The sequence below is a fragment of the Mesorhizobium sp. WSM4983 genome, from assembly GCF_029625765.1.
Lineage (GTDB): Bacteria > Pseudomonadota > Alphaproteobacteria > Rhizobiales > Rhizobiaceae > Mesorhizobium.
On sequence record NZ_JARTVM010000009.1, the window covers coordinates 185,003 to 206,699 of the forward strand.

24 protein-coding genes are annotated in these 21,697 nt (G+C 60.3%); 16 read left to right on the forward strand and 8 right to left on the reverse strand.

Features of this window, described 5'->3' with window-relative positions:
- Nucleotides 1-114: 114 nt before the first annotated feature.
- The 5 genes from P9254_RS22405 (at nucleotide 115) to P9254_RS22425 (ending at nucleotide 5,011) form a co-directional block, all read left to right on the forward strand.
- Nucleotides 115-1,941, forward strand: a complete 1,827-nt coding sequence (locus P9254_RS22405) for a type I secretion C-terminal target domain-containing protein (protein WP_278103902.1) — start codon at nucleotides 115-117, stop codon at nucleotides 1,939-1,941.
- 72 nt (nucleotides 1,942-2,013) lie between these two features.
- Nucleotides 2,014-2,382, forward strand: coding sequence for a hypothetical protein (locus P9254_RS22410; RefSeq protein ID WP_095826434.1), 369 nt, complete (start codon nucleotides 2,014-2,016; stop codon nucleotides 2,380-2,382).
- 179 nt (nucleotides 2,383-2,561) lie between these two features.
- Complete coding sequence (locus tag P9254_RS22415) at nucleotides 2,562-3,815, forward strand: penicillin-binding protein activator (protein ID WP_278055364.1); 1,254 nt, start codon at nucleotides 2,562-2,564, stop codon at nucleotides 3,813-3,815.
- A 24-nt stretch (nucleotides 3,816-3,839) separates the two neighbouring features.
- On the forward strand, nucleotides 3,840-4,019 hold the full coding sequence (locus P9254_RS22420) for a hypothetical protein (RefSeq protein ID WP_143749002.1): 180 nt from the start codon (nucleotides 3,840-3,842) through the stop codon (nucleotides 4,017-4,019).
- Nucleotides 3,998-5,011 carry a phosphatase PAP2 family protein gene (locus P9254_RS22425; protein ID WP_278055365.1) on the forward strand — a complete coding sequence of 338 codons (1,014 nt, stop codon included), beginning with the start codon at nucleotides 3,998-4,000 and terminating at the stop codon, nucleotides 5,009-5,011. Before P9254_RS22420 ends, P9254_RS22425 begins: the two co-directional genes overlap by 22 nt.
- Nucleotides 5,012-5,017: 6 nt before the next feature.
- On the opposite strand, the gene P9254_RS22430 is transcribed toward P9254_RS22425, so the two are convergent.
- The 7 genes from P9254_RS22430 to P9254_RS22460 are packed head-to-tail and all read right to left on the reverse strand — an operon-like array spanning nucleotide 5,018 to nucleotide 11,650.
- Nucleotides 5,018-6,118, reverse strand: coding sequence for a phosphatase PAP2 family protein (locus P9254_RS22430; protein WP_278055366.1), 1,101 nt, complete (start codon nucleotides 6,116-6,118; stop codon nucleotides 5,018-5,020).
- Nucleotides 6,118-7,158: a phosphatase PAP2 family protein gene (locus P9254_RS22435; protein ID WP_278055368.1), complete on the reverse strand. Its 1,041-nt coding sequence runs from the start codon at nucleotides 7,156-7,158 to the stop codon at nucleotides 6,118-6,120. Before P9254_RS22435 ends, P9254_RS22430 begins: the two co-directional genes overlap by 1 nt.
- A gap of 24 nt (nucleotides 7,159-7,182) precedes the next feature.
- Entirely contained in the window at nucleotides 7,183-7,728 is a 546-nt protein-coding gene (locus tag P9254_RS22440) for an A24 family peptidase (RefSeq protein WP_095776419.1), read from the reverse strand.
- Nucleotides 7,725-8,276, reverse strand: coding sequence for a tetratricopeptide repeat protein (locus tag P9254_RS22445; protein ID WP_095826901.1), 552 nt, complete (start codon nucleotides 8,274-8,276; stop codon nucleotides 7,725-7,727). Before P9254_RS22445 ends, P9254_RS22440 begins: the two co-directional genes overlap by 4 nt.
- Nucleotides 8,277-8,331: 55 nt before the next feature.
- A complete protein-coding gene (locus P9254_RS22450) occupies nucleotides 8,332-9,288 on the reverse strand; it encodes a type II secretion system F family protein (protein WP_179294423.1) in 957 nt (318 codons plus the stop codon).
- A gap of 8 nt (nucleotides 9,289-9,296) precedes the next feature.
- Nucleotides 9,297-10,268 carry a type II secretion system F family protein gene (locus P9254_RS22455; protein ID WP_278055370.1) on the reverse strand — a complete coding sequence of 324 codons (972 nt, stop codon included), beginning with the start codon at nucleotides 10,266-10,268 and terminating at the stop codon, nucleotides 9,297-9,299.
- Nucleotides 10,268-11,650, reverse strand: a complete 1,383-nt coding sequence (locus P9254_RS22460) for a CpaF family protein (RefSeq protein ID WP_095826899.1) — start codon at nucleotides 11,648-11,650, stop codon at nucleotides 10,268-10,270. The genes P9254_RS22455 and P9254_RS22460 overlap by 1 nt, the downstream gene beginning before the upstream one ends.
- 496 nt (nucleotides 11,651-12,146) lie before the next feature.
- Between P9254_RS22460 and P9254_RS22465 the strand changes: the two genes are divergently transcribed.
- The 10 genes from P9254_RS22465 (at nucleotide 12,147) to P9254_RS22510 (ending at nucleotide 20,243) form a co-directional block, all read left to right on the forward strand.
- Complete coding sequence (locus P9254_RS22465) at nucleotides 12,147-12,359, forward strand: Flp family type IVb pilin (protein WP_095776422.1); 213 nt, start codon at nucleotides 12,147-12,149, stop codon at nucleotides 12,357-12,359.
- Nucleotides 12,360-12,451: 92 nt separating this feature from the next.
- Nucleotides 12,452-13,480 (forward strand): Flp pilus assembly protein CpaB, encoded by a 1,029-nt coding sequence (gene cpaB / locus P9254_RS22470; protein WP_278055371.1) that lies wholly within the window; start codon nucleotides 12,452-12,454, stop codon nucleotides 13,478-13,480.
- Nucleotides 13,481-13,535: 55 nt separating this feature from the next.
- On the forward strand, nucleotides 13,536-14,978 hold the full coding sequence (locus P9254_RS22475) for a type II and III secretion system protein family protein (protein ID WP_336619664.1): 1,443 nt from the start codon (nucleotides 13,536-13,538) through the stop codon (nucleotides 14,976-14,978).
- A complete protein-coding gene (locus P9254_RS22480; RefSeq protein WP_127248290.1) occupies nucleotides 14,965-15,252 on the forward strand; it encodes a hypothetical protein in 288 nt (95 codons plus the stop codon). The genes P9254_RS22475 and P9254_RS22480 overlap by 14 nt, the downstream gene beginning before the upstream one ends.
- Nucleotides 15,253-15,320: 68 nt before the next feature.
- The gene (locus P9254_RS22485; RefSeq protein WP_127248289.1) at nucleotides 15,321-16,841 is read left to right on the forward strand and encodes a TadE/TadG family type IV pilus assembly protein; all 1,521 of its coding nucleotides are present in this window, start codon (nucleotides 15,321-15,323) and stop codon (nucleotides 16,839-16,841) included.
- A gap of 5 nt (nucleotides 16,842-16,846) precedes the next feature.
- Nucleotides 16,847-17,344: a TadE/TadG family type IV pilus assembly protein gene (locus P9254_RS22490; protein ID WP_127248288.1), complete on the forward strand. Its 498-nt coding sequence runs from the start codon at nucleotides 16,847-16,849 to the stop codon at nucleotides 17,342-17,344.
- A 41-nt stretch (nucleotides 17,345-17,385) separates the two neighbouring features.
- Nucleotides 17,386-17,973 carry a TadE/TadG family type IV pilus assembly protein gene (locus P9254_RS22495; RefSeq protein ID WP_245475426.1) on the forward strand — a complete coding sequence of 196 codons (588 nt, stop codon included), beginning with the start codon at nucleotides 17,386-17,388 and terminating at the stop codon, nucleotides 17,971-17,973.
- Nucleotides 17,970-19,133, forward strand: a complete 1,164-nt coding sequence (locus P9254_RS22500; protein WP_278055374.1) for an AAA family ATPase — start codon at nucleotides 17,970-17,972, stop codon at nucleotides 19,131-19,133. The genes P9254_RS22495 and P9254_RS22500 overlap by 4 nt, the downstream gene beginning before the upstream one ends.
- Nucleotides 19,120-19,701, forward strand: a complete 582-nt coding sequence (locus P9254_RS22505) for a L,D-transpeptidase (protein WP_278052770.1) — start codon at nucleotides 19,120-19,122, stop codon at nucleotides 19,699-19,701. The genes P9254_RS22500 and P9254_RS22505 overlap by 14 nt, the downstream gene beginning before the upstream one ends.
- Complete coding sequence (locus tag P9254_RS22510; RefSeq protein WP_278055375.1) at nucleotides 19,698-20,243, forward strand: hypothetical protein; 546 nt, start codon at nucleotides 19,698-19,700, stop codon at nucleotides 20,241-20,243. The genes P9254_RS22505 and P9254_RS22510 overlap by 4 nt, the downstream gene beginning before the upstream one ends.
- A 43-nt stretch (nucleotides 20,244-20,286) precedes the next feature.
- Here the strand turns inward: P9254_RS22510 and P9254_RS22515 are convergent, their stop codons facing one another.
- Nucleotides 20,287-20,823: a hypothetical protein gene (locus tag P9254_RS22515; RefSeq protein WP_278055377.1), complete on the reverse strand. Its 537-nt coding sequence runs from the start codon at nucleotides 20,821-20,823 to the stop codon at nucleotides 20,287-20,289.
- Nucleotides 20,824-20,953: 130 nt separating this feature from the next.
- Between P9254_RS22515 and P9254_RS22520 the strand changes: the two genes are divergently transcribed.
- Entirely contained in the window at nucleotides 20,954-21,655 is a 702-nt protein-coding gene (locus P9254_RS22520) for a thermonuclease family protein (RefSeq protein ID WP_278055379.1), read from the forward strand.
- The last annotated feature ends 42 nt before the right edge of the window (nucleotides 21,656-21,697 follow it).

The following is a 21,697-nucleotide window of genomic DNA, read 5'->3' on the forward strand; positions in this document are numbered from 1 at the left end:
GGCACCAACAGCCTGTTCGAGAACATGACCGTCTCGCTCACCGACCAGGACGGCCAGAACGCCACCGGCACGCTCTCGGCCAACATCATCGACGACGTGCCGACGCTGAACAGCGTGCAGAGCCAGCAGGCCAGCAACGACCCCGCGCAGACGCCCGCCGTCGGGGCCATCAATTTCGTTCCCGGTGCTGACGGCGCCGGCGCGGCCATGACGATCACGGTCAATACAACCGGGTTGACCTCCAATGGGCACAATCTTGTCACAGAGCAGGTCGGCAACGTGCTGACGGCCTACGCCGACAACAACAACAACGGAAGCCACGACGCCGGCGACACGGCGGTCTTCACGGTCACGGTGAACACCGCGGCCGGCACCTCGGGGCAATACACCTTCGATCTGCTGGCCAAACTTGACGGCATGACAAGCAATGTCTCCATTGCCTCGAGCGGTTCATTCGGCGCCGGCCCCAGCAACTCCATCGTCGTGACGGCCGGCGGTCAGAACATCGTGATGGTGACCGGCTGGGCGCCCACGGATGCCGGCGGCATCTTCACTGGAGCTCATGAGGCTGCCTGGCTGGCGGGCGGCGATCCGTCGCTCGCGCAGACGTCCAACGTCAACGGCTCGACCGCCGGTTGGGGACTTGGCAACAACAACTTCGACGCGGGCGAGTTCATGCGCTTCGATTTCGGTGCGCCGAACGACTACGACGGCGCCGGCGGCTATACGCCCCCGGCCATCACCATGGCGAATGTCAGCTATGCCAAATTTTCGTTCGACGCAGTGAGCGCCAGCAACAAGGTCGAGTTCGTCGCCCACTACACCGACGGAAGCACCGCTTCCTTCATTCCAACTACCGGTGCGACGTCGCTGACGATCAATTCGCCTGCAGGCCTGCAGATCGCCTGGGTCGACGCATACGAGTCTTCGGGCAAGACCAAGCTCAACCTCACGGACGTCGGTGTGACATCGACCACGGTCGACCACACCATTCCGGTGACGCTGCAGCTTACGGACGGTGACGGCGACCAGACTGGAACGGCGAATTTCACTGTTCACGTAAAAGACGGCTTGACGCCCTTCGCCGTCGCCACCCCGGTGGTGCTCGACCTCAACCACGACGGAATCCAGACCACCGATCTCACGCACTCCACCGTTTCGTTCGACTACAACGGCGATGGTGTCGCCTCGAAGACCGCCTGGGTAGATTCGCATGACGGTATCCTGGCGATCGACCTCAATGGCGACGGCAAGGTGAACAACGGTTCGGAAATCGTCTTCACCCAGCACGCCGTGGGTGCTGCGACCGACCTTGCCGCGCTCGAGCAGGTCTACGACACGAATCATGACGGCAAGCTGACCGCCGCCGACCACGACTTCGCGCAATTTGGTGTCTGGCAGGATGCCAACGGCAATGGCGTGTCGGACCCAGGTGAGTTCAAGAGCCTTGCCGCTTTGGGCATCGTCGAGATCGGACTGGAAAGCAACAACCAGCATTCGGTGTCGGCCGACGGCTCGGTCCTGACCTATGGCGAAGCAACTTTTACGACCGCCAATGGCGAGACGGGCGCGGTCGCCGATATCGGACTCGGCAATTTCGATAGCGCCGCTTCCGGAGCTGCGTCGACCATGGCCGGCACTTCGGGCGCCGATACGTTCAAGCTGGACAGCCTGGACATCAAGGATCTGATCACCGACTACCACGGCTCGGAGGGCGACAAGATCGACCTCAGCGCCCTGTTCGACACCGCGCCTGCCGGCAATATCAACAACTACGTCCACTATAACAGCGAAACCAATACGGTGAGCGTGGACGCCAGCGGCTCGGGCAATCCCGCCAACTTCGTCGATGTCGCCGTTCTTCAGAACGCGCCTGCGGCCGGAACAATCAACATCCTTTACGACGACACGAACCATCAACAGCACACGGCCACGATTTAGTGCTTATGCGCGGCCGTGCTGCTATGCTAAGCGTTAGCGAACCGTGAATTCGCAATTTGGAGAGGGGCTTACATGAAACATTCCGCAAGACTGCTGGCTTCGGCCGTGGCGGTGCTGCTCGCCGGATCGACCGGCTTTGCCGCAGATATCATCGGCGAGCCGGCGGTGAATTACTGCCGCACCGTCGGCACCTCGGACCTGGTGCTGACCGACAACATGGTCGAGCTCAAGGACCATGTGGTGAAGCTGATGGACGAATCGGTCGCCGTCGCCAACAGCCCGGAATGGATCAACTCGTCGCGCCCCGCCTTCGTCTGGGCCTCGGAAGCCAAGGTCGCCTGCGGCAAGGCCTATGGCTATCTCAAGACCAACTACAAGGACGAGGACTACCTCAACAAGTGCGAATGCTTCCACGACCGCATGGTCGAGTACATGCACTGAGCTGACGGGCGCGCCGACCAGCTGCGATGATGGCCAAGAGAGCCTGCGCCGAGGCCGACGCTTGCGTGCGACCGGCGTGGGTCGCCACGCATGCCGGCGTGGCGCGGCGTTTCCGACGCGGGTTTTCGCGAGCGTTGGAGCGGTTCATCGTTTCCGGGAAACGCCGAACTGGTCCGGCTATGCGTTTTTGCGCAATCGCGGACGGGAAACCGCTGCGCACTTTTCCTGGATTGGCCCCGGCGCTCGCCTTTGCCGTGGTCGCGGCGATCTCCGGCTGCCAGTCGAAGAACGGCGCATCGGAGGTGCTGGATCCCGCGGCGATCGCCGTTCCGGCAAGCCAGGCCGGAGCCACCACCGCCGCGCCCGCGCAGCTGACCGCCAGTTCCGCAGCAACCGCCCCCAAGGCCAATCTGACGCTCGGCACGGGCTCGACCAAGATCGCCATGCTTTTGCCGCTCTCCGCCCCCGGCAGCGCGGGCGAGAACGGCAGGAAGATGTATGATGCCGCGCGGCTGGCAATGGCCGATCTCGGCGACAAGCTGGTGACGCTGACGATCGAGGACACGCGCGGCGACAGCGGCTATGCCAAGGACCTGGCGGTGAAGGCGATCACTTCGGGCGGCGTGAAGGTCGTCATCGGGCCGGCCGAGCTTGCGGCGGCGCAGCACCTTGCCAAACTCTCCGGCACGCAGCGGCCGCCGGTGCTGGCGCTGGCCGACAATTTCGCCGGCGGCCCCGGCGTCTATTCGGTGCGGCTCAGCGAAGCCGACAGCGCGGCGGCGGGCGCGGCAGCGGTCGCCAGCAAGGGCGCCAAGAAATTCGTGCTCCTGGTGCCGGCGGGCGCGAACGCCGGCGCCCTCGAGGCGCGGGTCGCGAACGCGCTCAGCATCTATGGCGCGACGCTTGCCGTGACGCTTCCCTATTCGGCGTCGGACGCCGCCAAGGTGGTGTCGGACATGGGTTCGCTGGTCGAGGCGCCCGACGCCGTCGTCGTCGCCAGCGGCGACGGCAGCCCTGTCGCCGTGCTGGCGGCGCTCAAGGCGAAGGGTATTCCGGGCAAGGCCGTGAGCCTGATCGGCACCGAGCGCTGGCTCGAGCGCCCGATCGATCCGCTCTATGAGGGCGCCTATATCGCAACGCTCGACCAGAGCGAGACCGGACCGATCGCCGACCGTTTCAAAGCGACCTACAACTACCAGCCCGACGTCAACGTCGCCTACGCCTACGACATGGTGGCGCTGTCGGCCGGCATAGCAAGCTCGGTCGGCCCGAACGGTTTCTCCAAGCAGGTGCTGGAAAACACCAGCGGCTTCCGCGGCTCGACCGGCCTGTTCCGCTTCCGCGCTGACGGCTCGAGCCAAAGATCGATGCCGTTTTTCAAGGTGGAAAAGGGTAGACTGAAGCTGGTGGAGAAACAGACCGCGGGGTTTTGAAATTTCACTCGGGTGGTGTGGCCGTTGGATTTTCTCAGAAAGCTTTTGATTTTGGCTGTTGTCGGCGCGGTTGGGGCTGGCGCCGTCGCGCTTGCCGAACGGCTGATGTTTGAAGACCCGAGACCAGCTGTCTCCGGCGAGCCGCCGCCTCTGCCCGTTATCAAGAAAAAGCCGGTGCGGCGATGGAAATGGCGTCTGACATAGCGGCCGAACGATCGCGGTTCTCAGTCTCCGCGAAGCTCGCGGTCTTTGGCCTGTGCTATGCCGGCCTTGCGGCCTATCTGTTCCCAGTCACCTATTTTTCTGCGCTTGGCACAGGCAGGCTGAAGCTGCTTTATCTGTTGCTGCCCTTCCTGATCCTGATCGGGCTGATCGTTGCAGCAGTCATCAGCCAACCGCGAGCTCCAGCAAGCTGGCTACGGTACAAACTGGCGTCGCGCGGCCCGGGCGCAACAATCACACTTGGAATTTTCATACTTTGCCTGGCCGCATTCACTGCGTATAAGCATGAATTCTCGCAGCTGGTGCCGTTCTTCGCCGATCAATTCCTGGCAAGGATCGACACCGCTTTGCATTTCGGCGCTCCATGGAGATGGGCGCGCGCCGTGCCGGTTCCAGACGTTGCGGATCGGGCACTCTACATGTTGTATTCGCAGCTTTGGTTCGTTGTGCTTGCCGCTGTCGTAGTCGTGGCGGCCTGGCTCGACGACGCCCCAAAGCGGCAGCGCTATTTCCTGTCGCTGATCACATGCGCAGTCATTCTGGGCATGGCCGTGAGGTTGGCGGCATCGTCCGCAGGGCCGATCTTTTACGACCGGCTGTTCGATCCGGATATGTTCGAGGACCTTATCCGATCGCTTAAGGCAAGCGATTCCGGACCGGACACCCTTCGCATCACCGATTATCTATATTCGTCGTATACGGCCCACAAGGCCTCGATCGGGACAGGTATTTCGGCAATGCCCAGCTTCCACGTCGCTATTGCCGTGCTGAACGCCCTTTTCCTTTCGAGCTTGAATCGGCGGGTGGGTGCCGTAGCGTGGATCTATGCAGGCATAATCCTCTTCGGCTCAGTGTATTTCGGCTGGCACTATGCCATTGACGGCTACTTCTCGATCATCGCGACCGCGGTGATATGGCGCCAGAGTGGGCGGCGCATCGGTGGCGGCGCAGGTCCGTCGAGATGGGCGCCTTGAAAAAGGTCAGCCGAAATCGAAATCGGATCTCGCGTATTTTGCGGTAGCCATGACTGGATCTTTTGAAAGCCGCCGCGCTAGGATCCAGATGACCGGCGTGGCCAGCATGGAGGCGTACCCGTCAATGGCGTAGTGCCATGCCAAGTGCACGGCGCCCAATTGAATGGCAATCAGGAAGATCACGCCGGCCCAACGCAGTATCCCGCCAAAACGCCATAGATAGATCACGTTGAGCATGGCAACCGCCACGTGGAGCGAAGGGAATGCGGATATGCCGCTGCCCAGGCGTGGACCATCGAGGGCGGCGTTGGCAAGGAGATTCCCCTGCGCGTGAAGAGCCCACACGGGATAGACCGCGCTTGTCGCCTGAAGATGATTCATCAGTGGGAAGAACGTATCGTCGCCATAGAAGGGCATGATGAAGGCAGGTCCGACCGAAGCAAAAATGGTCGCTACTGCGTTCCCCAGAAGCACCCAGGTCAGGACAAAAGCCACCAGATATTGCGACCGAAGACGCTTGTTGCCTGTCGAGAACGTGACGCAAAACAGCACGACGAGCATCACGACGAACCAGAGATTGTAGAGAAAGTTCAGGGCAAAGGTCAGCGGCCCTGCTCCGAGGAGAGGATGCAATATCCTCCAGGCATCCCGGCCGCCATGGATCATCCTGTCGATGGCGACAATCGTGGGGTCGGCATAGAAGGGCACTATCCTGCTGAGGCCGCCCTTCATGCTGGTGAAAAGAGAAAAGAAAACAGGTAAGGTCAAGGCGACCGGCAAACCTATGACGAGCCTGTTGGGCAAGTCGTTTTCCAACAAGCGACGGATCAGACCAGGAAACAGCCGCTCTGGCCGTTCAAGCATTACCCGCGTCGCGACGGTGGCAAAGAGGATAAACGCAACTCCGCCCCCGAACAGCAGGAATGGTTGGCTATAGATCTGAGGATCGAGTGGAATTTCCCAATAGTTCGCAGCAAAGGCGATCGCCACCGCGTAAGCCGCCAGTGTCACGAAGAATGGCCGGTTGGCGTGCCAGGAATCCGAACAGACATGTTGAAGACCGACCATCGGCGTCTTCGGAGCTCTTGAGATGAACTTGGCGATCATCAAGCCTCTGGGCGCGGACAGTTTTTCGACAGCCAACCGGCGGCGGCCCAGATGGCGGATGTTGCAAGGATTGAAACATATCCATCGACAGCATAATGCCAGCCGAGATGCACCGATCCCAATTGAATAGCGATTAGAAACGCGATGCTGCCCCACCTCAGCACTCGGCCAAAACGCCAGAGATAGATCGCGTTCAAGGTCGCGGTAGCGACATGAACCGACGGAAAGGCCGAAATGCCGCTGCCCAGACGTGGACCATCAAGTCCGGCATTCGTCAGCAGATAGCTCTGCGTATCCAGCGCCAAAACGGGATAGGTGATATCGGTCGCCTTAAGGTAGTCCATCAGCGGAGAAAACGTACCGTCGCCGTAGAAGGGCATGACGAATGCCGGTCCGACTGAAGCGAAGGCCGCCGCCAAAATGTTGCCAAGCAAGACCCAGGTGAGGACGAATGCGACTAGAAATTGTGAACGCAGTCGCTCGTTCCAGGTCGAAAAAACGACGCAGAACAAAACGATGAAAACCTCAGCAAACCAGAGGTTGTAAAGAAGGTTCAACGAGAAAGTGACCGGGCCAAAGCCAAGCAAAGGATGAAAAAATCTCCAGGCATCGATCCCACCATGAATTACCCTGTCGATCGCGGTCAGAGGCGCGTCGGCATAGAATAATTGAATCTTGTTGATACCTTCCTTAATGCTGGTGAACATCGAGAAAAAGATCGGCAGGACGAGCGCAACCGGCAATCCGACTGTAATTCGGTCCGCCAGCCTATTGGAGAGCATAACATTCTTTATGGCGCGCAACGGTTGCACTGGCCGCTCAATGATCAACCGACCGCAAACCACGACAACAAGGATCAGGGTCACTACAGACCCACAAAACAAGAAATTTTTATTGTAAAGTTTTACGTCAACAACAATTTTCCAATGCGCCGCTGCTGTCAGTGCGATCAGAATATAGGCAAGCACCGTCACGAAGAATGGTTGATTGGCGCGCCACGCCGCCGAACTGCTGCGAACCGCCAGCCTCGCTATTGACATGAAAGGACCCCCCGGACCTAAACGCTAGTTAAGCTGTTGCAGAACCCCCGAGCTGCTGGCCAGCATCACACCGCCATAGATCTGGAACAGGATCGCGCAGATCGCGGCGGCCGAGATCGGCACGCCGAATGGCACGACACCTTTCCTATCCATATGCTGCACGTAGAGGCGGAAGGCACCCGCCGGCAGGAGAAAGGGATTCTTCACCAATGCCGCGGTCGCCAGCGCGAAGATCAGCAGGAAAATCGTGAACACGACAAGGCCGTTTCCGCCAATCAGAAGCGGCACGGCCGCCATCAGCTTCACGTCACCTGCGCCCAGCTTGCGTAGAACCCAAAATGGAAACAGTGCCACGAACAGCAGGATACAGCCGATCGCGCTCAGGCCCATGTCCCACCATGATCCGGTCTGAACGGACACGAGCTGGAGCGAACCGAGACCGAGGCATATCACCAGCAGCACGTCACGGTTGGCGATCTTCTGCGTCGTGAAATCGGTCCAGGCGATCTTGCCGAGGAGCGGCATGGCGAGCGCCCTAAGCAACAGCGACGCGGCAAGCAAAAGGCTCATGACCGCTCTATGTTTTTCACACTGGACGACAGAAGCTTCAGATTGTTGGCCACGGTCGGATCGTTGGGCGCGAGCTCATAGGCCTTCAGGAAATTCGTCCGCGCTTCCTGCAGTTTGCCGCGCAGCAGATAGGAATAGCCGACGTTGTTGTAGTACTCCGGCGTCGCGCCGAGCAGGCGATAGGCCCGGCTATAGGCCATGTCGGAAAGATCAAAGCGCCGAATGCGGTCGCAGGAGGCAGCGAGACCCAGCCAGGCGACCCCATCATTGGGAGCCAATCTCGTCGCCTTGTAGAACAGGGCGCCGGCGTTGCCGTAGTTCTCGGAACGGAATTGTGTCTTGGCCTCGGTGACCGCCTGGTCCGAAGCATAGTAGTCGACGTCGCTGATCGTCTTCAGTCCGTCGAAGGTGTCGCCAAAGGCCGTGTAGTCGCCCTTTGCCGGCTCGTTGGTGCGCACGACGCCGCCGGTGGCGTCGGTCGACTGGCAGCCGGCGAGCATGACCAGCAGCACGCTGGCTGCGGCGGCGAGGCGCGTCGGCCTTGTCATCTTTTGCCCCAAGGAGCCCTCCGACTCAGTTTCAGAACCTAAAGCATATGACGGTTTAGAAGAAAATGCCCTTCATACGAATGATGACCGGTAGCATTATCACCATCATCACCACAGGGAAAATGCAAAGTCCCAGTGGAATCATCATTTTGACGGGCAAAGAATTGGCGCGCTCTTCCGCCTGGAGGATGCGCTGGTCGCGCATCTCGGCGCTATAGACCCGCAAAGCGTCCGTCAGGCTGGTGCCGAGTTCTTCGGACTGCCGGAAGAGCACCGCCAAGGCCTTCGCCTCCTCCAAGCCGATACGATCGGCAAGCTCACGAAGCGCCTCGCGCAGCGGCTTGCCCGCCCGCAGCTGCAGGTTCATGATCGAGAGCTGGATGCCAAGCCATTTATGGGTGCCGGCGAGTTCGTGGCTGACCCGCTCGACCGCTGCCTCCAAGCTCATGCCCGCATCGGCGCAGGTGATCATCATGTCCATGAAATCTGGAAAGGCGCGACGATAGATCTGCTTCTGCGTGTTCTCGAAACGATCCAGCATGATGCTCGGTATGACGACGCAAGCCAGGCCGAGCAGCGCGGAGCCGGCCAAAGGAACGAAACCGGGCAGTCGCGGGGGCAGCACCCAGGACAAGAGCGCATACATGATCAGAAAGCCCACGCAAACACAGGCGAGGCGACTGAGGGTGTAAATCAAAGGTGCAGTCTTCTGATAGAAACCAGCACGGAAAAGCTTTGCCTCAAGCGCGTCCGGCTGCATGTGTTCCTTTTCAACCGCCTTGAAGTAGGCATCGATCGGCTTCTGCGCTGCGAGCCTGGCGCGCTGATCCTGGCCGAGAATGGACCGCGGGTCGACTGAGCCCTCGCCCAAAAGGCTATCCGAAACGAGCTTCCTGGTCTGCATTGCGGGCATGAGGACCAGTGCGGCGAACAGGAACAAAGCCACCGCCGCCGCGAAGACGGCGAGTGAGACCAGAAAGGTCAGGTCGTTCATGTTCGACAGCAGGCCCATGGTCACTCCTAGAAGTCGAAATTGACCATGCGATACATGATGTAGTCGCCGAGCAAGGCCCACCCGCCGAAGACGGTAAACACCGGGTAGATAACCGGACTATGCCAAATCTTTCCATAGTACGACGGCGCAATGACCTGCAGCACCAGGAACATTGCAAGGGGAAACAGAGAGATAACCCATGCCGAGACTCGCCCTTCAGCCGAGAGCGCTCTGATTTTCATCCGCAATTTTTGCCGTTCGCGAAGAACGGACGAAAGATTGGCGAGTATCTCGGTGAGGTTTCCGCCGGTTTTCGACTGGATCGACAAGGAAACTGTCAGCAAATGCAGTCCCTCGAAACCCACGCGTTCCGACAGCTTCCTTACAGCCTGCTCCATGCTGAGCCCGAAGGTGATTTCGTCGGCGACGATGCCAAATTCTGTTCCGAGCGGGTCCGGCATCTCACGAGCAACGAGACCTATGGCAACAGAAGCAGGGTGCCCAGCGCGCAGCGAACGAACAATCATGTCCAAGGCATCGGGGAGCTGCTTGGCGAACTTCTGGATTCGCTTGCCGCGGGCGCGCCGAAGGACAAGGAGGGGCAGCGCAAGACCCACGACCAAAAACGCGATCACCGCCCCGACAACCGAAAAGCTGAAAAACAGTGTCAGCACCAGCGCAATCACGAACCCGGCCAGCAGGAAGACCGCGGCAAAAATCAGCGGATTCCCGGTGATTCCGGACTGTGTATACAGCCGATTGAGCCACACGAAGCCGAATACAAAGTCTCCGGTTTCGGTCAGGCCGCGCTCACGCAATAAACCTTTTAACGTCTTTTCCGCCGGCGCTTCATCAGCCAGGCGGCGAAGCCTGTGATTGACCGCGGCGAAACGTGAGCGTCGACCGGCCAGCGAAAGATAAAAGGCTTCACCGGCAAGAATGACGGAAGCCGCCGCAACGGCATAGATAAAATAGAGAAGCGCCTGTCCAGTGAGCATTACAAGGGAACCTGCGGATTGAACACATCCTTGCCGAAGTGGAGACCAAGCGTAGCAGCCTCGGCGGCGAACCGCGGACGAACCCCGGTCGCCCGGAAATCCCCTATGATCGATCCGTCGGCGGCCAGATCCCGCCTGACAAAATGATAGATTTCCTGCAACTGGACAACATTGCCTTCCATACCGGTCAGTTCCGAGATGGAGACCACCCGCCGGCCGCCATCGGAAAGTCGTTGCGTCTGCACGATGATATCGATGGCGGAGGCGATCTGAGCGCGGATAGACTCATGAGTCATCGGCATACCGGCCATGCCGACCATCTGCTCCAGGCGCGATATGGCATCGCGCGGCGTGTTGGCATGGATTGTCGTCATCGAGCCTTCGTGGCCGGTGTTCATGGCTTGCAGCATGTCGAATGCTTCCTCGCCGCGCACTTCGCCGACGATGATGCGATCCGGCCGCATGCGCAGCGCGTTCTTGACCAATTCACGCTGGCGAACCTCGCCCTTACCCTCCACATTAGGCGGGCGCGTTTCCAGCCGGCCTACATGCGGCTGCTGCAATTGCAGCTCCGCAGCATCCTCGATGGTGACCAGGCGCTCTTTGGCCGGGATATAGCTCGACAACGCGTTGAGCAGCGTCGTCTTGCCGCTGCCGGTGCCGCCCGAGACCAGGATTGATTTGCGCGCCTGAACGGCAATTCGCAGCATGTCGATCATCGGCTGGCGGATCGAGTTGAATGCCATCAATCGTTCGAGCGAATACGGATTTTTTGAGAATTTTCGGATCGACACCAGCGGGCCGTCAACAGAGATCGGCCGCACCGCGATATTCACGCGCGAGCCGTCGTCGAGACGTGCATCGACCATTGGCGACGATTCATCGACGCGCCGGCCAATGTTAGAGACGATCTTGTTGATGACGCGAAGAAGATGCGGCTCGTCGCGAAAACGGATCGAGGTCTCCTCGATCACGCCGCGGCGCTCGATGAAGACGCGCTCATGCGTATTTATCATTATATCGGTGATGGAGTCGTCCTTGAGCAGCGGCTCGATCGGACCCAGGCCCAACATCTCGTCCGCCGTATCGCTGGTCAGTTGATCAAGCTCCCGCGCATTCAACGGTACATTTCGCCCGCGCACGAATTCACGAACGATCGGCCGGATCTCATTGAGAATCTCGTCCTTAGTGGCATTCTCAAGAGCGGTCAGGTTGAAGCGGTCGATAAGATGGCGATGCAGTTCGACTTTGAGCGTCAGGAAATCGTCACTTTCTGGTTCTGCTTCCGCGGCTGGGACAACGGCCGGTCCATTTGCTGTTGCGACAACTGTGGTCGGCGGCACGCGCTGCTCTCCCGGCCCTTTGATGAAGCGACCCAACATGCCGCCGATCCCCTTCTGATTTCCCCAACATCGAAACTAAGCATTAACCACGAGGGGCACAAGCGGCGTAGAGGACACACTAGACGTATTACTTGGGACATAGTTAAGAAAACCGTATTGGGAAATTGTTCTATTTCTCCTCGCTCCCGGTGTGCCAGACCAAAGTCTTAGGACCTTGGTCGCCTAAGGCCTGCCTGTTCGGGTAAGTTGCCAGATATAATGTTTTATGCGTCATCCCTAATGTGGCGGAACCTTCGGCTGAACGAGGCAGAATTATGAACGAATGGTTAAGATCGCTTGAAAAATCAACCGAATCAAGCTCTTGTAAAAAATCGGAAACCCTCAGATCGAGTATTGAAAGGTTAACGGACTGTTAATCCGTTTGACTCGGCTTTTTTGCGGGACAAGGATTGCACGTGACGGGGGATGCTTGGGTATGGGGTTCATTCCTTGGCTCTGTCTCGTCGGGTTCAAACCTCCAAAGGGAGAAATTGGCATGAAAAAGCTCATGACGATGACCCGGCAGTTCCGCGACGATGAAAACGGCGCTGCTATGGTCGAATATTCGATCCTGATCGGCATCATCGCGGTCGCCGCGATCGGCTTCGTCATCGGTATCGGGGGCTGGGTGACGGGCCGCTTCTCGGGTCTGTGCAGCGCCATGGACAACTCGGGCATCGGTTCCTGCGCCAGCGGTGCGGGTTCTTGATCATTTGAAGAATCAGGCCCGGATTGTGTAATCCGGGCCTGAACTTAATGGTGGCGGGACCTGTCCCGCTCATTGGCTCGGGGCTTGGGGTTATGCGCGCCAACACAATCGTCATGATCGTTCTCGCCGGCATCTTCGGTGTGCTGGCGGTCGTCCTCGTCAACATTTGGCTCGCGGGCCAGCGCAATGCGCTTGCGCAATCCAACGGCGTGCAAGCAGGCAGCATTGTCGTCGCGGCAATGCCGCTGAAATTCGGCGACACGCTGAGCGCCGATAAGTTGCGCGAAATTGTGTGGCCGGCCGGAGCGGTGCCGGCGGGAGCCTTCAAGACAGTAAAAGAGGCCCTGGCCGGCAACGGGAGCCGTCAGGCCCTGCAGCCGATCAGCGTCAACGAGCCGATTCTGGCCAGCAAGATCACGGGCGCCGGACAGCGCGCAACACTGTCAGCCGTACTCGCTGAAGGAATGAAGGCCGTTTCCATTCGCGTGAACGACGTGCTGGGCGTTGCAGGATTTGTCTTCCCTGGTGATCGGGTGGATATTCTGCTCACTCGCACCGTGCGCAGCGATCAAGGCGCCGACAAAAGCTTTGTAGACGTGCTGCTGCAAAGCGTGAAAGTGCTTGCCGTCGACCAGGTCGCCGACGAGAGCAAGGAAAATCCGCAAGTGGTGAAAGCGGTTACTGTGGAAGTGAGCACCAAGGATGCGCAGAAGCTGACTTTAGCGGCCGGCGCCGGCCAGCTGTCGCTGGCGCTTCGCCAGGTCGCGGGCAGCAAAGGCGAAACGACCGAACGTGTAACGCTGGCCGATTTGACCGGCGACACGCCGGACGATGTGGCCAAGCGGCAGGCCGAGCTTGACAGGCAGGCCGCGGAGGAAGCCGCACGCAAGCAGGCCGACGAGAAGATGGACGGCCTCGCCAAAGCAGTGGAGCGCGTCGGCAGTCAACTCGATCAGATGAGCAAGGTGAAACCGGCCCCCGCTGTGGCGCCCGCGCCACAAGCTAAGGAAGTTGTAAAGGAAGTGGTCAAATATGTGCAGCCGGAGCCTCCCGCCCGCGCTACAATCGGCGTGTTTCGCGGCGTGAAGCTCGAAACATACGACGTACCGCGGCAAAAATAGAAAACGGCGCATTCGGATAGGGGATCCGAGTGAGTCTGTAAGGGGGATGATCCAGATGCGCATTTTCCGGGGATCACTGGCCGCGGCTGCACTGGCCTGGTCCTGGGCATTGTTGCCGTTGAGCCCAATGGCTCACGCGGCTGACCGCTTCATCGATGTGTCGAGCCCGTCGCTGCACCGCGTGTTCGTGCCCGTTTCGCAATCCGCCACGATCCAGGTCAATGCCACGCTTGGCGATATTGTCGTCGGCGACGAAAAGATCGCCGACGCCCAGCCGATGACCGACAAGACGCTCTACATCATCGGCAAGAGCGTGGGCACCACTACGGTCAATTTGTTTTCCGAGGACAAGCGCTCGCTGGGCGCCATCCAGATCGAGGTCGGCCAGGATGTCAGCGACATGGCGGCCGCGATCCGACAGGTGGCGCCGAAAGCCCGCATCGAAATCGGTTCGATCAACGGCAAGGTTCGGCTGAGCGGCCATGTCAAGGACGCTGCGACGCTCGCATCTATCGTCGAGGTGACGCAGCAATATGGTCCTGACGCCATCATCAACGCCGTCACCATCGACGACAGCGAGCAGGTAAATCTCTCGGTGCGCATTCTGGAAGCCAAACGCAACGCAGACCGCGATCTCGGGGTGTCGATCAGGAGCACAAATGGGAGCGGTACGACGCGGACGGGTACCGGCATCGCGGCTGTCGACAAGGACAATGTAGTGCTCGGCCCCGGAGATCTGGTCACCGGGCTTTTATCGACCTCGAATCCCTTCGGCGCGCTGATCACCCGCGTCATCGACAGCAACATCAAAGTGGACTTAATCATCGAGGCGCTGGAGTCGAAAGGAGTCGTGCGTACGCTGGCCGAACCAAACCTCACCACGGCTTCTGGTGAAACCGCGAGCTTCAACGCCGGCGGCGAGGTGCCAATCCGCACCGTCCTCAATGACGCGGTGAGAATCGAATTCAAGCAGTTCGGCGTCAATCTGAACTTCACGCCTGTCGTGCTCGATGACGGCAAGATCCATATGAAGCTGGCGCCGGAAGTGAGCGACCTGACCGGCTTCACCCCTGCCGGCGATCCGATCTTCACCAATCGCAAGCTGCAGACCACGGTCGACCTGCGTGACGGCCAGAGCTTCGCGGTGGGTGGGCTGCTCTCCAGCAAGAACACCAGGCTGCAGGAACAGGTGCCCTGGCTCGGCCAGGTGCCGATTATCGGCGCGCTGTTCAAGAATTCGAGCACGCAGAAGGAAGAGACCGAACTGGTGATCATCGTCACGCCGCATATCGTGCGGCCAGTGAAGCCTGGTCAGCAACTGGCGACGCCTTTCGACAAGACGAAGCCCGCCAACGATCCGGAGCTGTTCCTGCTCGGCCAGCTCGAGGTCAGCAAGGACATGATCCGGAAGTACGAGCATGGCGACGGCGTCACTGGCCCTTACGGCCACATGCTGGATGTGAAATCGAAGGACAAGCTGGTCTATGTCAAGAAATAAGCTCCTGCTCGTCCTTCTCGGCTCCAGCCTGCTTGCGGGCTGCGCGGCGGACTATCTGAACAATTACGACACGATGACGCTGGCTGCGGGAGACTCGCAGAAAGCCAACCAGCTGCTGCAGACGGTCGATCCCTACAACCCGGCTTCCAACAATACCAAGATCGAAGGCAATGGGGCGCGGTCCGTCGGCGTCGTTCAGAGATACAAGTTCCCGCCAGCGCCGGCGCCAACGACAAACATGACGGTGAATGTCGGCCCGTCCGGAACGCAGTGAATTAAGGAGAAGGATGCGGTGCGTCAGGCGAGCGAGGCGCCTGGCACGAATGGAACAGAGAGTAGATCATGTTGACGCCCATTCGTGAATTCTGGAACGATCAACGCGGCATAGCGATGATCCTCGTCGCCATCATGCTGCCGGTGCTTGTCGGCTTTGCTGTTCTTGCAATCGATATGAGCCGAGCAAACGGACTTCACAACGATCTGCAGAAAGGTGTCGACGCGCTGGCTCTAGCCGCCGCGGCGGAGCTTGACGGCAGATCGGATAGCATCACCAGGGCCAACAGGGCCGTCGCCAATCTCCTTGCCAACAGAACGCTGTTTTCGACAGCAGGCGATCACCAACTCGCCCTCACCGATGTAACGGTAACTTATCTGACTGGAATACCGGCCAGCGACAACACACGACTAAGCGCCGCCGGTGTCGATTCGAACGGCGTGAACTGGGCCAGCACGGATCCAAAGGCTGTGTCATTCGCGGAAGTAACGGTGAACCCCTCAGGCCTCACTGACGGCGCGGGGGCCTTCGCGACGATTTTTCCAGCCAGTTTCAATGGTGGCAGCGACACGATGGATATTGATCCGCAGGCGGTGGCCGGCTTCACCCAGTCCATCTGCGAAACCGTGCCGATCTTCATGTGCAACCCGTTTGAGACAGCTACACCCGCAACCAGCAAGACGATTCAGGAAGCGTTCGCTTCGGGCGATACCTACAGCCGCGAATTTCGCATTCTGAAAGTGGACTCAAATCCGGGTCCGGGCAACTTTGGGCTGATCGACAACAGCCTGACTTCGCTGCGAGACGCAATCGCAATGGGCACAGCCGGCACCTGCTATCAGCGCGACAAGCTGACAACGAAGACGGGTGTTACCCTGGGCCAGGTTAACGCGGGCCTGAATGTCCGCTTCGATATCTATAGCAGCTCATTGAGCAAGTACAATAAGGACTGGAACTATCGCCCTGCAAGCAACGTTCGCAAGGGTGCCGATAAAACCAGCAATTGCAACAAGTTCACCGCAGCCACCGACGGCTCGGCAATGGGTCTCCCCCCCGGTGATAACTATAACAGCTCTACGGGGATGAGCGATCCAATCAGCGCCCAAAGCTTTTGGAGCACATACTGGAGCATAAACCACAACGGCGCCGCTTATCCGTCGATCCCGAGCGCCAGCTACCCGACCGGAGACACGACCCATCCCGCGTCTCGGTACGACGTCTACAAGTACGAGATTTCCCAAAATCTTGTCGGCGACAAGTCGCCGAGCCCATCTAAGGAGAGCGGCACCCCATCATGTTTCAAGGGTGATACGCCTACTGTCGATCCTGACCGACGGTTGCTGAACATGGCAATTGTCGACTGCATCGCCAACCAGTCCAAAATAAATGGCCACACTCAGCTAAAGCCGGATGGATATGCGAGCGTTTTTGTGAATAGTCCTGTGCAAAAGCAAGACAACACGAAAAGCGATGAAGACTCCACCGCTGCCGAAAAGCCCATCAGCCTTGAAATCGTCGACGTCGACGGTCCGCTAGGAAACGGCACTCTCGACAAGGCTCTCCGGAACGAAGCACAACTCTACCGGTGAGTCTCATGACCAAGCTCGGCCACATCACCCAACTGTTCCGCCGCGACGAGGACGGCACAGCCTTAGTCGAAATGGCGATCGTCGCACCTTTCGTGCTTTTGTTGTCAGCTGGCGTATTCGAGTTCTCCAATATCCTGAACACGCGTCTGCTGCTTGAGGCTGGCGTCAAGGATGCGGCTCGCTACATGGCGCGCTGCAGCAGCGATTGGGACACTTGCAAGGGGCTGGCCCAAAAGCTCGCGGCCTATGGCGCGGTCGACGGCACCAGCGCCAGGGTGACCGGTTGGCTTCCGGCACAAGTCACAATTACAAAGACATCCACTGCGGCGGCCGATACGACCACCACGCCCCCTACCCAGATCTATCTCAGCAGCAAGAGCACCGTCGACGTGGTGACGGTCAGCACTTCGTATACGTATCCGGATCTCGGATTCTGGTCCTATCTCGGCTTTGGTAATTTCGCACTCAGCGTGGCCCATCAGGAGCGTGTCTTCGGATGGTGACTCCGCGCAACCCGTTTTGGAGCTGTCAGTCGGGGGCGGCGATGATCGAAGCCGCTATCGCAATGCCGTTGCTGCTGACCCTGCTGCTTGGCTTCGTCGACTTCGGCTATGCCTTCTACCAATGGAATGCTGCAAACAAGGCGGTCCAGGCCGGCGCCCGGCTGGCACAAATTTCCGCTCCCGTTCCTAGCGGCCTCTCACTCGAGACATTGACCCAAAGCGATACGACCAAAGTCGGCACTGCGGTCGCGCTAAACACGTATAACTACATCTGCACCGCCAACACTGCCGGAGTTGCCTCTTGCACCTGCGGAACAGGTGCAACATGCCAAAACCTCACTGTGAGCCAGGCCGCCTTTGACCTGATCTTCAGTGGCAGCACCACCCGTGCCGGGATGCAGACATTCTTGCCGATGCTCCAGAAATCCGAAGTCAGGATTCAATATCAGGCATCTGGCCTGGGCTATTGGACACGCCCAGGCGGACCGGTGCCGACCATCACGGTCAGCATCGTCAACCATCAGTTCCAGTTCTTTTTCCTGGGCGGTCTGCTCGGGTTCGGCAATATGACGATGCCTTCGATGCTGAGTACAGTAACGGGTGAAGATTTAAAGAGTACATCGCCATGAACGCCATCGACACCAGAGTGCTGCCGACGAAACGCAAGCAGGTCGCGCTGTTTTCGTCCGATGCGAATTTCAGGCATGACGTGACCACCCGGCTCGACGCGCTGGCGATCTATGACGTCAAGGTTTCGGAAGCGGTCGAGTTCCTTAAGGGGCCGCCGGTCGATGCGCGGCCGGGCATCATCATCCTCGATCTCGGCGATGGCGAACTGCTCGGCAATGCGGCGATCGTCGAGGCGCGCTCGGCCTGGGCTTCGGTGCCGCTGATCGCGGTGTCGGGCGAGCTGACGTCGGAGCAGACGCGGGTGCTGGTGCGCATGAATGCGTCGGACTGGCTGCACAAGCCGCTCGACCCCAAGGAGCTGCTCAACGCCGTCACCTTCCACGACACCGGCAACCAGGGCACGAAGAGCCGGATCGTCACCTTCATTGCCGCCAGCGGCGGCGCCGGCGCGACGACGCTGGCAATCTCGGCGGCGGAGCATCTCGCCTCGAAATCGGCCGAGCGGGCGGCCTCGACCTGCCTTGTCGACCTCGACTTCCAGAGCGCCAATTGCGGCGCCTATCTCAACCAGTTCAACCAGTTCGACCTTGCCGGCATCATCGGCCAGCCCGAGCGGCTCGATGTCGAGCTGATGGATGTCATCAAGCTGTCGCGGCCGTCCGGCCTCACGCTCTATTCCTTCGAGCGGCCGCAATTGCCGTTCGAGCCGCGCGGCGCGGATTTCGTCTTCCGGCTGCTCGACCTCGTCGCATATCGCTTCGACGACATCGTCATCGACTTGCCCAACATCGAGACGCCGTGGCACGAGTCGGTGCTGCGCACCAGCGACGAGATCTTCATCGTCTTCGAGCTCAACGTCGCCTCGCTCAGGCAGGGCAAGCGGCTCTACAAGAAGATCCGCGAATTGCGCGGCAACGGCGTCTCGATCACCTTGGTCGCGAACAAGCACAAGCGCAAATGGTTCGGCAACCACTTCTCGCGCAGCGAGCTGGAGAAGATCTTCAAGGCGCCGCACATCAAGTCGCTGGTGCTCGACAACGCGTTGCTCGCCGATGCGCTGAACCGCGCCATCCTGCCCTCCGAGGTGGACAGCCGGGCCCGCTTCAACAAGGACCTGAAGCGCATGTTCAAGGAGCGGCTGGACAATGCCCAGCGCTAGCCCGAAGCGGCGGATAGCGACAGGCCTCGCCGGCGCCTGCCTGATCGGAATCGCGCTGGCGGTGCCTTGCGATTTCGCTCAAGCCGGGTCGGGACTGCCGCCGCTTCCCGCCATGGGTCCCAGCCTGCGCAAGACGGTCGCCTTCCAGACCGGCGAGCAACCAGGAACGATCATCATCCGCAAAAACGAGAAGGCGCTCTATCTGGTCACGAACAAGAGCCAGGCGCTGCGCTACCAGATCAGCGTCGGCCGCGACGGCTTCGGCTGGACCGGCACCGTCAAGGTCGCCGCCAAGACAGAATGGCCGGAATGGCGCCCGCCCAAAGAAATGCGCGTCCGCCAGCCGGAGCTACCAGCGATGGTGCCCGCCGGCCCCTACAATCCGCTCGGCGCCAGGGCGCTCTATCTGTCGCGCGACGGGCGCGACACGCTCTATCGCATCCATGGCACCAACGATCCCAAAGGTGTCGGCTTCGACGGCACGTCCGGATGTTTTCGGCTGACGAACACGGATGTGATAGATCTCTTCAAGCGCGTCGCGGTGGGCGCAAAGGTGGTGGTTGAATGACGATGATCAGCGAGGCGGATATTCCGGCAATCGAACTCAGCGAACAGGAAAAGGCGCCGGGCAGGCCGAGCCGAGCGAGAACCATCGGCGTGGTCGCGGCCGGCGCGGTCCTCGTCACCGCCATCAACGTCACCGCCGCCTTCTATCTCTATCGCGGCGTCAACGACCTTCGGGCATTGGAGGCGCGGCTGGACCAGCTCGGCCAGTTCGAGCAGCGGATCGGCGCGCGCATCGATACCGTCAACAACGGCTTCCAGAGCCGGTTCGAGACGCTGGACCGGCAGCTGCAGGCGAGTTTCGGCCAGATGAACGGCAATATTGCCCGGCTTGAGCAGGGCCAGCCCGTCGCCGCCGACGCCGAGCCGCCGCGGGCGCCAGAGCCCAGTTTCGCGAACACGACCGTGGCCGAGGCCTCGGCAGGTGAAAACCCCTCCGTCGGCGCGCCGGCATTCAAGGGCAAGGCCGCGCCGCCCGGACCCAATCCGTCCTATCAGCGCATCCAGCAGGCCGACGGCAAAGTCTACTACAAGAAGATCAACTGACGCGGCATCGGGCGATAGCGGAAGGCATTCCGATCAGCGGGGTCTACAGATCACGCTGCAGCGCCAGGATGCGGACGGCGCGGGCTTCGGCGCGCAGCCTCGCCTCGCGCAGGAAGGCGACATGGCAATAGGCGCAGGCCGCAAGGCCAAGGCACAGCACCATGCAGTTTTTCAAGCTGAAGTCGATCGCCAGCGAGAATTGAAAGCCGCGCGGCGCCGTGAAATTGGCGATCGTGCTCGCCGTTTCCGAACGGCTGCCGGCCGCTATCATCAGACCGGCGAACATCAGCGCGCCATGGTTGGCGAGGAAGAAACCGGCCGATCTCTTGGCCTGGCAGGCCATCCAGCAGGCGGCAGACGCGACGAAGATGATCGCGGCGTTCAGCACCATCGAGCCGCCGAGATAGAAGTCCACCTGCTGCCAGAACATCGTCGAGAAGGGGCGCAGCTCGAGCCAGATGCGCCACATGGTCGGGCTGGCCGAATAGGTTCCGAGCAGAAACGTCGCCGTCCGTTCCGCCGCCAGCAGGAACAGCATGAGAGCCGGGAAGGCAAAGAGCAGTGTCGGCTTGCGCGTCATGTCATCCCCCTCGAGATCCGATGCTCGATTGTAGGCAGCATTGGTTGCGCGAGACTTAACGCAAAGCCTTGCTTTTCAAGCGATGTCATCGGCGCCTAATGTATGATCCGGTGAAACGACGAGGCGCGCTTTGGGCGAGGCGAAATCGACCGGCCGGCTTGCCACGACGCTCGGCAGCCTCGGGCTGGTCGCCGGCGCGCTGCTGGTTGCCGCGTCGAGGCACTGGTGGCCGCCGGACCTGCCCTCCCCGCCTGCCCAGGTCGCGAGCGAGGCCCGACCTGCCTCTCGCGTCGCCATCCATGACAGACGGCCAGGCCAGCCGGCGCGCAGGATAGCCGATCACCTCATCGCGCCGCCGCCGCTCGACGTGGCGGGGATCGAGCGCATCGAGCCCCGCCCTCCGCTCGGCGAGCTCGGACTCGCCGTGCCGCCGAAGACGCCGATGCCGCAGGACTGGCATGAGACGCTGCTCTATCGTCCGGTCGCCACCTCGTCGGCGATCTTCGAGGCCATGGGGCGCACGGTGATCGTCAGCGGGGCCGTCGACATCGATCCCGCCAAAACCTGCACGTTCGGCGACGTCATCTGGCCCTGCGGGCAGCGCGCCCGCGCCGCCTTCAATGCCTGGCTGCGCGGCCGGGCGCTCAAATGCGTCCTGCCGCCCGATGCCGACCGTTTTGCCATCGCAGCGCCGTGCATGCTCGGCAAACAGGATGTCGGCGCCTGGCTGGTTGCCAATGGCTGGGCGATGGCGTCCCCCTCGGGCATCTACGGCAAAGCCGAATCCGTCGCCAGGGCTGCCGAGATGGGTGTCTTCGGCCCGCCGCAATAGGGCATACCCGAAAAAGGCGCGCAACGGCCTAGCCTGCGGCAT

What these genes read in the sequence shown, in the direction of transcription:
- P9254_RS22410 (WP_095826434.1), top strand. Translation starts at nt 2,014, where the DNA reads ATGAAACATTCCGCAAGACTGCTGGCTTCGGCCGTGGCGGTGCTGCTC.
- P9254_RS22415 (WP_278055364.1), top strand. Translation starts at nt 2,562, where the DNA reads ATGCGTTTTTGCGCAATCGCGGACGGGAAACCGCTGCGCACTTTTCCT.
- P9254_RS22425 (WP_278055365.1), top strand. Translation starts at nt 3,998, where the DNA reads ATGGAAATGGCGTCTGACATAGCGGCCGAACGATCGCGGTTCTCAGTC.
- P9254_RS22430 (WP_278055366.1), bottom strand. Translation starts at nt 6,118, where the DNA reads ATGATCGCCAAGTTCATCTCAAGAGCTCCGAAGACGCCGATGGTCGGT.
- P9254_RS22435 (WP_278055368.1), bottom strand. Translation starts at nt 7,158, where the DNA reads ATGTCAATAGCGAGGCTGGCGGTTCGCAGCAGTTCGGCGGCGTGGCGC.
- P9254_RS22440 (WP_095776419.1), bottom strand. Translation starts at nt 7,728, where the DNA reads ATGAGCCTTTTGCTTGCCGCGTCGCTGTTGCTTAGGGCGCTCGCCATG.
- P9254_RS22445 (WP_095826901.1), bottom strand. Translation starts at nt 8,276, where the DNA reads ATGACAAGGCCGACGCGCCTCGCCGCCGCAGCCAGCGTGCTGCTGGTC.
- P9254_RS22450 (WP_179294423.1), bottom strand. Translation starts at nt 9,288, where the DNA reads ATGGGCCTGCTGTCGAACATGAACGACCTGACCTTTCTGGTCTCACTC.
- P9254_RS22455 (WP_278055370.1), bottom strand. Translation starts at nt 10,268, where the DNA reads ATGCTCACTGGACAGGCGCTTCTCTATTTTATCTATGCCGTTGCGGCG.
- P9254_RS22460 (WP_095826899.1), bottom strand. Translation starts at nt 11,650, where the DNA reads ATGTTGGGTCGCTTCATCAAAGGGCCGGGAGAGCAGCGCGTGCCGCCG.
- P9254_RS22465 (WP_095776422.1), top strand. Translation starts at nt 12,147, where the DNA reads ATGAAAAAGCTCATGACGATGACCCGGCAGTTCCGCGACGATGAAAAC.
- cpaB (WP_278055371.1), top strand. Translation starts at nt 12,452, where the DNA reads ATGCGCGCCAACACAATCGTCATGATCGTTCTCGCCGGCATCTTCGGT.
- P9254_RS22475 (WP_336619664.1), top strand. Translation starts at nt 13,536, where the DNA reads ATGCGCATTTTCCGGGGATCACTGGCCGCGGCTGCACTGGCCTGGTCC.
- P9254_RS22480 (WP_127248290.1), top strand. Translation starts at nt 14,965, where the DNA reads ATGTCAAGAAATAAGCTCCTGCTCGTCCTTCTCGGCTCCAGCCTGCTT.
- P9254_RS22485 (WP_127248289.1), top strand. Translation starts at nt 15,321, where the DNA reads ATGTTGACGCCCATTCGTGAATTCTGGAACGATCAACGCGGCATAGCG.
- P9254_RS22490 (WP_127248288.1), top strand. Translation starts at nt 16,847, where the DNA reads ATGACCAAGCTCGGCCACATCACCCAACTGTTCCGCCGCGACGAGGAC.
- P9254_RS22495 (WP_245475426.1), top strand. Translation starts at nt 17,386, where the DNA reads ATGATCGAAGCCGCTATCGCAATGCCGTTGCTGCTGACCCTGCTGCTT.
- P9254_RS22500 (WP_278055374.1), top strand. Translation starts at nt 17,970, where the DNA reads ATGAACGCCATCGACACCAGAGTGCTGCCGACGAAACGCAAGCAGGTC.
- P9254_RS22505 (WP_278052770.1), top strand. Translation starts at nt 19,120, where the DNA reads ATGCCCAGCGCTAGCCCGAAGCGGCGGATAGCGACAGGCCTCGCCGGC.
- P9254_RS22510 (WP_278055375.1), top strand. Translation starts at nt 19,698, where the DNA reads ATGACGATGATCAGCGAGGCGGATATTCCGGCAATCGAACTCAGCGAA.
- P9254_RS22515 (WP_278055377.1), bottom strand. Translation starts at nt 20,823, where the DNA reads ATGACGCGCAAGCCGACACTGCTCTTTGCCTTCCCGGCTCTCATGCTG.